The 10,184-nt window shown below is 72.0% G+C and carries 9 protein-coding genes; 3 read left to right on the top strand and 6 right to left on the bottom strand.

Translation table 11 applies throughout. From position 1 onward, the window contains the following. Positions 1 to 132: 132 nt before the first annotated feature. The gene (locus ACFVS6_RS42555; protein WP_389711918.1) at positions 133 to 684 is read left to right on the top strand and encodes a GNAT family N-acetyltransferase; all 552 of its coding nucleotides are present in this window, start codon (positions 133 to 135) and stop codon (positions 682 to 684) included. Here ACFVS6_RS42555 and ACFVS6_RS42560 read toward each other — a convergent pair. From ACFVS6_RS42560 to ACFVS6_RS42585, 6 genes are all read right to left on the bottom strand, one after another. Then, entirely contained in the window at positions 681 to 2,243 is a 1,563-nt protein-coding gene (locus tag ACFVS6_RS42560) for a type VI secretion protein (RefSeq protein ID WP_389711919.1), read from the bottom strand. The genes ACFVS6_RS42555 and ACFVS6_RS42560 overlap by 4 nt on opposite strands. A 2-nt stretch (positions 2,244 to 2,245) precedes the next feature. Beyond that, a complete protein-coding gene (locus ACFVS6_RS42565) occupies positions 2,246 to 3,661 on the bottom strand; it encodes an ATP-binding protein (protein WP_389711920.1) in 1,416 nt (471 codons plus the stop codon). Positions 3,662 to 3,680: 19 nt separating this feature from the next. Beyond that, positions 3,681 to 5,243 carry an SCO6880 family protein gene (locus ACFVS6_RS42570; RefSeq protein ID WP_389711921.1) on the bottom strand — a complete coding sequence of 521 codons (1,563 nt, stop codon included), beginning with the start codon at positions 5,241 to 5,243 and terminating at the stop codon, positions 3,681 to 3,683. Next, positions 5,240 to 6,586 (bottom strand): hypothetical protein, encoded by a 1,347-nt coding sequence (locus ACFVS6_RS42575; protein ID WP_389711922.1) that lies wholly within the window; start codon positions 6,584 to 6,586, stop codon positions 5,240 to 5,242. Before ACFVS6_RS42575 ends, ACFVS6_RS42570 begins: the two co-directional genes overlap by 4 nt. After that, positions 6,576 to 7,409 (bottom strand): hypothetical protein, encoded by an 834-nt coding sequence (locus ACFVS6_RS42580; RefSeq protein ID WP_389711923.1) that lies wholly within the window; start codon positions 7,407 to 7,409, stop codon positions 6,576 to 6,578. The genes ACFVS6_RS42575 and ACFVS6_RS42580 overlap by 11 nt, the downstream gene beginning before the upstream one ends. Positions 7,410 to 7,511: 102 nt before the next feature. Beyond that, positions 7,512 to 7,820 (bottom strand): hypothetical protein, encoded by a 309-nt coding sequence (locus ACFVS6_RS42585; RefSeq protein ID WP_053676383.1) that lies wholly within the window; start codon positions 7,818 to 7,820, stop codon positions 7,512 to 7,514. A gap of 402 nt (positions 7,821 to 8,222) precedes the next feature. Between ACFVS6_RS42585 and ACFVS6_RS42590 the strand changes: the two genes are divergently transcribed. Together ACFVS6_RS42590 and ACFVS6_RS42595 are read left to right on the top strand one after the other, a co-directional pair. Beyond that, on the top strand, positions 8,223 to 8,825 hold the full coding sequence (locus ACFVS6_RS42590) for a hypothetical protein (RefSeq protein ID WP_389711924.1): 603 nt from the start codon (positions 8,223 to 8,225) through the stop codon (positions 8,823 to 8,825). 145 nt (positions 8,826 to 8,970) lie between these two features. Continuing rightward, positions 8,971 to 10,143 (top strand): alpha/beta fold hydrolase, encoded by a 1,173-nt coding sequence (locus tag ACFVS6_RS42595; RefSeq protein WP_389711925.1) that lies wholly within the window; start codon positions 8,971 to 8,973, stop codon positions 10,141 to 10,143. Positions 10,144 to 10,184: the final 41 nt, after the last annotated feature.

Below are 10,184 nucleotides of genomic sequence, written 5' to 3' on the forward strand. Positions count from 1 at the left end.
TGCAGGGGGGACCCTGTGGGAGAGTAGGACGCCGCCGAACAATCATTGTGGGAAAGCCCCGCACCAGGTAACTGGTGCGGGGCTTTTCTGCGTTTGGGGGTCGATCGGGTTTTCGGTTTAGGATTCCCGGTCATGGACCAGCATTCGATACGTTCCGTACGGGCCGGCGAGTGGCGGCAGGTCAAGGAGCTGCGGATCGCCGCGCTCAAGGATCCGGCGGCCCCCGTGGCCTTCCTGGAGACCGTCGAAAAGGCGGAGTCCCATCCCGACGCGTTCTGGCGGGGGAGGGCGGACGGAGCCTCGCACGGGCGGACGGCCCGGCAGTTCGTCGCCGAGGGGCCCGACGGGACGTGGGGCGGGGGCGTGACCGTGCTGGTCGAGGACGCCGGGACCGTCGACATCTTCGGACAGGGCGTCGAGCAGGGACAGGGGCACCTCGTCGGGGTGTTCGTACGCGAGGAGTGGCGCGGCAGCGGGATGGCCGGAGCGCTGTTGGCCGCCGCGGTGGAATGGGTGTGGTCCCTGGAGGAGCCGGTGTTGGATCGGGTACGGCTCTTCGTGCACCGGGACAATCCGCGGGCGGCCGCCTCCTACCGGCGGTTCGGGTTCACCGCGAGCGGGCGCATCGTACGGCTGGACTCGGGCGCGGAAGAGCACGAGTACCTGCTCCGACGGCCGGACTAGCGGGGGTCGAAGGAAGCCTGGGGCCAGCGGGCTCTGGCCTGTTCGCGGCTGCGGCACAGCGCCAGCAGGGGGAGCGTGTCGTCATCGAGGAGGTCCGGGAGCTCCGGGATCGGGGCGACGGCCGCGACGTCCTCCAGGACCAGGGTCAGTGGTGGGTCGAGCCGACCGTGGGATGACCGTGCGGCCATGCGCCGGCCGTGCTCGACCACGCTGGAGGCGAGTGCGGTCAGCAGTGGCATCGCACCCGGGTGGGAGCGGGGGTCTTCGAGCGGTTCTCCCACCACGTAGAGGCTGCCCCCCTCGGTCACGAACGAAGCCAGGGTGAGCGAATCCGTTCGATTGGGATTGCAGGCCTCACGGATGTGGATCGACGTGAGGGAGCTCAGGGCGCGGGCCGTCAGTTGGAGGGCCTGTTCCCGGCGCTCCGGGTGTGCCGTCAGGGCGCTCTCCAGCTCGCCGGCCGTACCCGCGGCCGCGCGGGGGTGCGTGCGGAGGATGCGTACCGGGTCCTGGGCGGAGGTGCCCTGGGCCCAGCGGTGGAGCTGCTTGAACGGGCGCTCTTCGAGCGCGGCCGCCTGGAGCCAGCTGCGGAGGAGCGTTTCCGCGGTGTCGGCGAGCGCGGAGTCGATGCGGGCCTGGGGGCGTACGGGGGCCAGCAGGGCCGCGGCCCGGGCGGCGGCGGTGTCGCGGTCGGCGCAGCCCTCGGCGGGGTTCCAGTGCATGCGGGCCGGGGTGTCGCACAGGTGCGAAGGGTCGTAGAGGAGGACCGGGCCGAGCTTGGCCCGGGCGTCCTTCGTGTCCGCCCAGAGCGCCGGCGACGACGTGACGACCAGGACCGCGCCCTCGGCGGCGGCGATGGCCTCCGCGGCGAGGCGTTGGCGGGAGGGCGGGGTGTCGTAGGCCAGACCGGCGGAGGTGTGGGCCGTCGCCGTGGCGGCGGTACCGGCGGGAGCAGGGGTTTTCGTCGGGGTGGCCGGTGCGTAGCCGAAGCCGTAGCGGTAGGCCTCGTCCACGGGGGAGGGGCGGGGTGCGGGCGGTGCCGGCGGTGCCGTTTTCGGGGCGGGGGCCGGAGCCGGCGTGGGAGCGGGAGCGGGGGCCGGCGGTGCGGCCGGGGCCGTCGCCTGTGTCGGGACGGGGGCCGCTGCCGGATGCGGGGCGGGAGCCGGGAGGGGGGCCGGCGGTGCGGTGCGGGCGGCCTGGCGGCGGGCCTTCGTGCGGGCCACCACGCCCAGGGTGAAGATCGTCAGGACCAGTAGGACCAGGAGTTGGCCGATGAACAGGCCCCAGAACAGGCCCCAGCCCGGGAGGGCCGAAGGGTCGGTGCCGGGCCAGGCCGCCGCGATGTCGTGCGGCTCCGCTATCAGGGCGCGGACGGCCTCCGGGGTGCTGCGGAAGGTGACGGTGTCCGGCCAGGCGCCCTTCGCGAAGAACGCGGCGAGGCCCGTGGCCGACCAGACCATGACGGCGATCCCGAGGAGGAAGGCCAGCAGGCCGACGAGGAGTCCGTCGGGGACGCCGCCGGCTCGCGCCGGGGGCTCCGTACGTCCGGCATGGGGCACGGTCAGGCCACCGTGGTCGCTGAACCGGGGCCGCCGTGGCGGTGGCGTTCCATGTACAGGGCTCGTTCCTCCGCTTCGAGTTCGGCCGCCAGGAGTTCGTCGGGGAGCTGCGGGCCGGAGGACTCCGTCATCGCGCGGTCCGTGTAGACGAGGGGACGTTCGGCTTCGGTGATGAGGTGCTTGACGACCTGGACGTTGCCGTTGACGTCCCACACGGCGATGCCGGGGGTGAGGGTCGGGATGATCTCCACAGCCCATCGGGGCAGGCCGAGGACGAGGCCGGTGGCGCGGGCCTCGTCGGCCTTCTGGGCGTAGATGGTGCGGGTGGAGGCCATTTTGAGGATGGCCGCGGCTTCGCGTGCGGCCGCTCCGTCGACGACGTCGGAGAGGTGGTGGACGACGGCGACGAAGGACAGGCCGAGGCGACGGCCGAACTTCAGGAGCCGTTGGAACAGCTGGGCCACGAAGGGGCTGTTGATGATGTGCCAGGCCTCCTCGACGAGGAAGATGCGCTTCTTCCGGTCGGGGCGGATCCAGGTGTGTTCCAGCCACACGCCGACGATCGCCATGAGGATCGGCATCGCGATGGAGTTGCGGTCGATGTGGGAGAGGTCGAAGACGATCAGCGGGGCGTCGAGGTCGATGCCGACGGTCGTGGGGCCGTCGAACATGCCGCGCAGGTCACCGTCGACGAGGCGGTCGAGGACGAGCGCGACGTCGAGGCCCCAGGCCCGGACGTCGTCTATGTCGACGTTCATGGCTTCCGCGGACTCGGCCTCGGGGTGGCGGAGCTGGTCCACGATGTCGGTGAGGACGGGCTGACGGTCCCTGATGGTCGCGACGACGTAGGCGTGCGCGACCTTGAGGGCGAAGCCGGAGCGTTCGTCGAGGCCGTGGCCCATGGCGACTTCGATGATGGTCCGGAGCAGCGCGAGCTGGCCGGTCGTGGTGATCGCCGGGTCGAGGGGGTTGAGGCGGATCCCGTCGTCGTTCGCGGCGATGGGATCCAGGCGGATGGGGGTTATCCCCAGCTGCTGGGCGATCAGGTTCCACTCGCCGACGCCGTCCTCGCCCTGCGCGTCGAGGACGACGACCTGGCGGTCGCGGAAGCGGAGCTGGCGCAGGACGTAGGTCTTCTCAAGGGCCGACTTCCCGTTTCCGGACTCGCCCAGCACCAGCCAGTGGGGGGCCGGGAGCTGCTGGCCGTACAGCTGGAAGGGGTCGTAGATGTAGCCCTTGCCGCTGTAGACCTCGCGGCCGATGATGACGCCGGAGTCGCCGAGACCGGGGGCGGCGGTGGGCAGGTACACGGCCTGCGCCTGCCCGGTGGAGGTGCGTACGGGCAGGCGGGTGCTTTCCACCTTGCCGAAGAGGAAGCTGGTGAAGGCGTCCGTCAGAGCGGTCATGGGATCTCGCATGGGCGGCACTTCCCTCCAGCTAGCGTCGGATGCCGGTGGCGAACGGCAGGGTGTTGACGAAGGCGCGGTGGTGCTCGCGGTCGCACCACTCCAGCTTCAGGTAGGACTTGCCGGCGGAGGCGCGGATGGTGCGCTTGTCGCGGGCGAGGGCCTCCGGGGATCGGGAGGACACCGTGATGTACCCGACCAGGTTGACCCCTGCCGCACCGCTGGCGAGATCTTCACCCCTTTGGTCGAGTCGGCCGTGGGCGGCGATGTCGCGGGGGTCGACGGTGCGGTTCATCTTCGCGGCGCGGGAGGCGTCGGCCTCGTCGTTCGTCTTCTCCGTGAGCATGCGCTCGATGGCGATCTCGGTGGGTTCGAGGTCCATGGTGACGGCGACGGTGCGGATGACGTCCGGGGTGTGGACGAGGAGCGGGGCGAGGAAGTTCACGCCGACCGGGGTCATCGGCCACTCCTTGACCCAGGCGGTGGCGTGGCACCAGGGGGCGCGGGTGGAGGACTCGCGGGTCTTGGCCTGGAGGTAGGTGGGCTCCACGGCGTCGAGTTCGGCCGGCCAGGCGTTGCGCTTCGTCATGGCCTGGATGTGGTCGATGGGGTGGTCCGGGTCGTACATGGAGTGCACGAGGGAGGACAGGCGGCCCTGGCCGAGGGGCTGGCGGACGCGGATGTCGGCCTCGGCGAGGCGGGCGCAGATGTCGGTGAGTTCGCGGGCCATGACGATGGCGAGGCCGGAGTCGCGGTCGAGCTTGCGGCCCTTCTGGGGGCTCGACGCGCGGGCGATGGCGACGGCTTCGGCGGCCAGGTCGCGGGTGTAGTGCATGCAGGCGACGAGGTACGCGCGGTGCTGCTCGGAGGACGTCGACACCATCGACTGGAGTTGGTCGTAGGAGTCGCGGAGCCAGACGGGGGCGTGGGTGTCGCCGCGCTGGGCCACGTCCTTCGCGTGGGCGTCCGGGTCGGCCGGGAGGGTGCGGGCGAGCATTTGGAGACGGGTGACGAAGCCGTCGCCGTTCGCCACGTGCTTGAGGAGGGTGCCGAAGCGGTCGACGAGGGCTTCCTGGTCCTCGCTGTCGCGCAGGCCGACGCCGGGGCCCTCGATCTCGATGGCGGCGGTGACGGTGCGGCGGTCCGCGTGGAGGAGCACGGCGATCTCGTCGGGGCCGAACGGCGCGGCGAGCCAGTTGATGCGGCCGATGCCGGGGGGCGGGCCGACCTCGACCTCGCGGCCGTCGGCGGCGCGGGTGCCGGCTTCGACGGCCGAGGAACGGTAGGTGGCGCCGCGGCGCAGGATGCGCTTGTAGCTTCGGCTGATCTCGAACCAGCGGTAGAAGGTGCGGCCCTTGTAGGGGACGTACACGACGGCGAGGGCGAGGAACGGGAAGCCGACGAGCGCGACGATGCGCAGGGTGAGGTCGGGGACGAGCAGGCCGCTCATCATGCCGAGGAAGGCGCCGGCGATGATCAGGGCGATCTCGCCCGTCTCGCGGTTCTTCCCGACGATCGCGTTCGGCCGGGCCCGGCCGATGAGATACGTGCGGCGGGGTGTGATCGGGTGGAGCTGGTGGGACTGGGTCGTCAACGCCCGTCACCTCCTGTGTTCCTCGTGCTTGAACCGGTGCGGGGCGGGGGTGCGGCCGGAGGGACGGTTCCGCCGCCGGATCCGCCGCCGGATCCGCGGCTGCTGTGGGCGGCCATGCCTCCGGAGATCTGGTTGCCGCCGCTCCCGCCGCTGCCTCCGCTGCCTCCGTCGGCGCGGTGGGCGCCGCCGCCGCGGCTGCTGTGGGTCTTGATGCCCTGGGAGACGAGGGAGGCGGGGGAGCTGATGACGGCGGCGGCCTGGGCACCGTCGGTGGCCTTGGAGCGGTTGCTGCGGGCGGAGGCGATCTCGTCGCCGAAGCCGGGGACGAAGCGGTAGATCATCGCGGACGCGAAGATCGCGAGGAGGATGATCGCCAGTCCGGAGACGACGGCGGAGAAGGCGTCGGGGCCCTTGTCGCCGGCGAGGGCGCCGGCGAGGCCGAGGACGATGACGATGACCGGCTTCACGAGGATGACGGCGATCATGATGCCCGCCCAGCGGCGGACGTGGCCCCACATGTTGCGGTCGACGAGGCCCGCGTAGACGACGGTGCCGAGGAGGGCGCCGACGTAGAGGAGGGCGGCCCGGATGACGAGCTCCAGCCACAGGATGCCGGCGGCGAGGACCGTGACGAGGGAGACGACGATCAGCATGATCGGGCCGCCGCCGATGTCCTCGCCCTTCTTGAGGGCCTCGGTGAAGGAGCCGAAGAAGACGTCGGTCTGGCTGCCGGTGGCGGAGGCGATGACCTCGGTGACGCCGTCGGTGGCGGAGACGACGGTGTAGAGGATCAAGGGGGTGAAGGCGGAGGCGAGGACGGTCAGCCAGAGGAAGCCGATGGCCTCGGAGAGGGCGGTGGTGAGGGGGACGCCGCGGACGGCCCGCTTGGCGACGGCGAGGAGCCACAGGACGAGGGTGAGGATGGTGGAGGCGGCGAAGACCACTGCGTACTGCTGGAGGAAGGCGGGGTTGGTGAAGTCGACGTTGGCCGTGCCCTTTACGGCTTCGCTGAGTTTGCCGACGATCCAGGCGGCGGCGTCGGCGCAGCCGCGGGCGAGGGAGGAGAGGGGGTCGAGGGCGCCGGCGGGGGAGTCGGGGGAGAGGCCGGTGTTCGGCGTACTGCCCGGATTGGCGCCGACGCTGCGTTCACAGGATTCCCTGACCGGACCGATGACGCCTTCGCAGCGGGTGTCCTTGGACGGTGAACCCGACGGGCTCGGCGAACCCGATGGGGTCGGAGTCGGGGTCGGCGCGGCGAAGGCGCGGGCGGACGTCAGGACGACTGTGGTCTGTACGGCGACCAGGGCTCCGGCGATGCGGAGGTGGCGGCGGCTACCGGGCATAGGTGAACCCTCCGAACTCCTGGACGGCCTTGCTGATGTCGTCGGACGTGGAGGCGGGGACGTCGCCCGGTACGGGAGCGGGGCCGTCCTGCTGGGTGTCGGAGGCGACCTTCCAGTCGTCGCCCACCCAGGACAGTTCGAACGTCCAGGTCTTCCAGGTGGTGCGGACCGGGTTGGTCGACTTCGCTCCCGACATCCCCAGTAGGCCCGTGTACCAGACCGCGACCTTGGCGGTCGTAGGGCTGTAGCTCTCGACGCGGGTGCCGATCGGAACGGCACGGGTGACGAAGGTGCTGCCCTGCGGAGCGGCCCCGTTCGCATCGAGTCCGAGGGTGGCGAGGAAGGCCGGCGAGTACGCCGCGTCCTGCGCGCCCTTGCGCTGGGCTGCCGCCTCCGGCGTGTAGATGGTGTCCACGAGAGTGTGGCGGACGTCCTTCTTGAGCATCCCGTCCGAGCCGAGGGCCACCGCGTAGTTGGTGGCGGCCGATTGGGCGCCCTGTTCGTCGTGGGCGAAGCCCTTGGGGATGCCGGTCGTTTTCGTGGTGACCGGGCTGGTGCCCGTGGGGGCCGTCGCGTTGCCCGTCGGGGGCTTGTCCGAGGCCTGGTTCGGTGGGGGGTCCTGGGACTGGTTGGCGAAGGCGATGGCGGCGATGAGCAGGACCACCACACCGACCACCGTGACCAGGCCGCGGGAGGCGCGGGGGGTGCGGCGGGGGGTGCCGTAGGAGTCGGAGGGGGAGTCCGGGAGGCGGGTGCGGGTTTGGCCCGTGCCGCCGACCTCGCCGTGGCTTCCGCCGCCGCCGTACTGGTCGTCGTTGCTCATTCCGTGTCCGCCCCCTCCGCCTCGTACGACGGTAGCGCTCGTTCCCGCGCGGACGCGGTGTGGTGATTTGCCATCAGGTACGACGGCCGCCGGGCTGCACGGCTAGACGGCCATTCCGTAGACGATCGTGAAGAGGGTGCCGAGGGAGCCGATGATGAAGACGCCCGTGAGGCCGGCGACGATCAGGCCCTTGCCCTGTTCCGCGCTGAACGTGTCGCGCAGGGCGGTCGCGCCGATGCGCTGTTTGGCCGCGCCCCAGATGGCGATTCCGAGGCAGAGGAGGATCGCAATGGCCATGACCACTTCGATCATGACCTTCGCTTCGTTGCCGAGACTGCCGAACGGCCCCCAATTCGGGGCGATTCCGCCGATGATGGTGGTGATGTCGCCCTTTTCCGCTGCCAGGATCATGTAACTCACCGCCCCTGTATGGGTAGTTCCGGTAGCCCGTGCCCGTCGGCAGGGGTCACGCACTATCTTCCCTGATGAAACCGCCGCCGTCGTCGACTTGGTGGCTCTCTTTACCCGTTCTCCCGGCCCGCACCCGGTCCGTGCGCTCTGACCTGGGCGGGGGTGGGGTGCGTGCGGAAGAACGTATGGTCACTCTGTGTATCACGGGGGGTGACCCCGGGCAATGATTGTCGGGTCGCCGTGCGGGGGGCCGGGTGAGGGGCGGCCAATCGGCGCATCGGTGCCGCGTGTCGTTGGGCCGAGCCGCTGACATCGTCCGACATTCCGTCAGTCGTTCGATCCTCACGGTGGATTGCGCGGGATGCTTCGCCGCGTTCGATGGCGCGAAGCGAGGAGACTCGGATGGGTACTGCGGGGAAGACCGGGCGGCGGGCTTGGCTGGCCTGTGGATTGGCCGTGCCGTTGGTGCTGGGGCTCACGGGCGGGCCCGCCTCGGCGACGGCCGCCGTGCCCGGGGCGGGTGCGACGGTGGCGGCGGCCGGTTCGGGCGGCGGCAAGTGCGCGAAGAACGAGGTGACGGCGCGGGCGAAGGCGTCGAGGGCCCCGGGAGCCGTCGGCGACGGATGTACGGGGGCGCGCGGCGAGAAGGGCCCGAAGGGGCCCAAGGGCGACCGGGGTCCGGCGGGTCCGGCCGGGCCGGCGGGGCCGTGCGTGGACCTGGTCACCGTGCCGGGGCCGGGGACTTCCGAGTACAGCGCGGCGGTGACCAGGGGACGGACGTACGTGGGGGCGCGAGCCACCGTGACGGGTGCGTACAGCTGGCGGGACCTGACCCGGCCCGAGGCTACCCCGGGGTATCCGCGGACCGCGTGCTCGGTGGCGCTGCGGCTGATCGGTGAGCGGGTGTACGTGAAGGTGCTCACCACGACGGGTGACGTCTTCGAGAACTGGTGCACGGCGACCCTGAGCTGTACGCAGGGATGGACGGCCGTGCGCAAGCCCTGACGGGACGTCGGGTCGCGGGTGTCGCCGCGGCACGGGGGCGCGTGGAGGCATGAGGGGCGCGTACGGGTGGTGGTGGGCGCGGGTGGGGGAGGCCGGGGAGGGGCGGTGGACGGCGGGTGTCGGTGGGATGCGGGAGGCTTGGGGGATGACGACTCCCTGGACACTCGCGGACCTCGAGGCGGCCATTCGGGCGGGCTGGTCGGCCGAGACCTGCTCGCCCGACGATGTCGAGCGGGCGCCCTGGACCGCCGACAATCCGGCCTGGGGGCACTGCGACATCACCGCGCTGGTCGTGCAGGACCTCGTCGGCGGGGAGCTGATGGTCGGTGAGGTCTGGCTGGACGGGGAACAGCACGGCTACCACTGCTGGAACGTGCTGCCCGGCGGGATCCGGATCGACCTGACGCGGGAGCAGTTCCGGCGCGGGCAGACGGTGACGCCGGGGCGGCCGATGGGCAAGCGGCCGGGCGGGCGGCTGCCGCGGCGGTGGGAGGAGTACCAGTTGCTGCGGCAGCGGGTGGCGGAGAAGTTGGGTCCGCTGCCGGGGGTGGTGGAGGTCGCGGGGGCCGGGGTCGGTGGGCCCGGCCGGCGGTTGGCGTACACGGACTTCGGCGGGGCGGGGGCGCCGCTGCTGGCGCTGCACGGGCACTTCCAGGACGGACGGTCCTACGAACGGTTCGCCCGCGACGTCGGGCCGCGGTGGCGGGTGATCGCGGTCGACCAGCGGGGGCACGGGGCGTCGGACCGGGCGGCGGAGTACGGGCGTGAGGGGTACGTGGCGGACGCGGCCGCCGTACTGGAGCACCTGGGGCTGGGGCCGGCGGTGGTCATGGGGCACGGGCTGGGCGGGGTCAACGCGTACCAGCTGGCCGCTCGCCGGCCCGATCTGGTGCGGGCGGTGGTCGTCGAGGACGTCGGGGCGGTGGTGGACGGCGACCTGTCCCACGTACGGGAGTGGCCGCGGCGGGCCGGTACGCGGGCCGCGTTCCTGGCGGGGGTGGGGAGCGCGGCCGATGCCCTGGCCGGGTCGCTGAGGGAGTACCCGGACGGGTGGGGGACGGCGTTCGTGCCCGGGGACGCGGTGGAATCGCAGCGGGGCCTGAACGGGGACCACTGGGCGGACTGGCTGGCGGTGCGGCAGCCGACGCTGCTGGTGCGGGGGGATCGGAGCGGGGTGCTGTCCGCGGAGCACGCGCGGGAGATGGCGGTGCGGAGGGGTGGGGTGCGGTTGGTGGAGTTGCCGGTGGGGCACGGGGTGCGGGCCGGGGATCCGGAGGGGTTCGGGGCGGTGGTGGCCGGGTTCCTGCGGAGGCTTTGAGGGGTGGGCGGGGGCCGGTGCCGGTGCGCGGGCCTCGGGGC

The sequence above is a fragment of the Streptomyces sp. NPDC057939 genome, assembly GCF_042887545.1.
Taxonomy (GTDB): Bacteria; Actinomycetota; Actinomycetes; order Streptomycetales; family Streptomycetaceae; genus Streptomyces.

Excerpts from the sequence above, each read along its gene's own strand:
- ACFVS6_RS42585 (WP_053676383.1), bottom strand. The coding sequence starts at position 7,820 with ATGATCCTGGCAGCGGAAAAGGGCGACATCACCACCATCATCGGCGGA.
- ACFVS6_RS42565 (WP_389711920.1), bottom strand. The coding sequence starts at position 3,661 with ATGCGAGATCCCATGACCGCTCTGACGGACGCCTTCACCAGCTTCCTC.
- ACFVS6_RS42555 (WP_389711918.1), top strand. The coding sequence starts at position 133 with ATGGACCAGCATTCGATACGTTCCGTACGGGCCGGCGAGTGGCGGCAG.
- ACFVS6_RS42595 (WP_389711925.1), top strand. The coding sequence starts at position 8,971 with ATGACGACTCCCTGGACACTCGCGGACCTCGAGGCGGCCATTCGGGCG.
- ACFVS6_RS42580 (WP_389711923.1), bottom strand. The coding sequence starts at position 7,409 with ATGAGCAACGACGACCAGTACGGCGGCGGCGGAAGCCACGGCGAGGTC.
- ACFVS6_RS42590 (WP_389711924.1), top strand. The coding sequence starts at position 8,223 with ATGGGTACTGCGGGGAAGACCGGGCGGCGGGCTTGGCTGGCCTGTGGA.
- ACFVS6_RS42575 (WP_389711922.1), bottom strand. The coding sequence starts at position 6,586 with ATGCCCGGTAGCCGCCGCCACCTCCGCATCGCCGGAGCCCTGGTCGCC.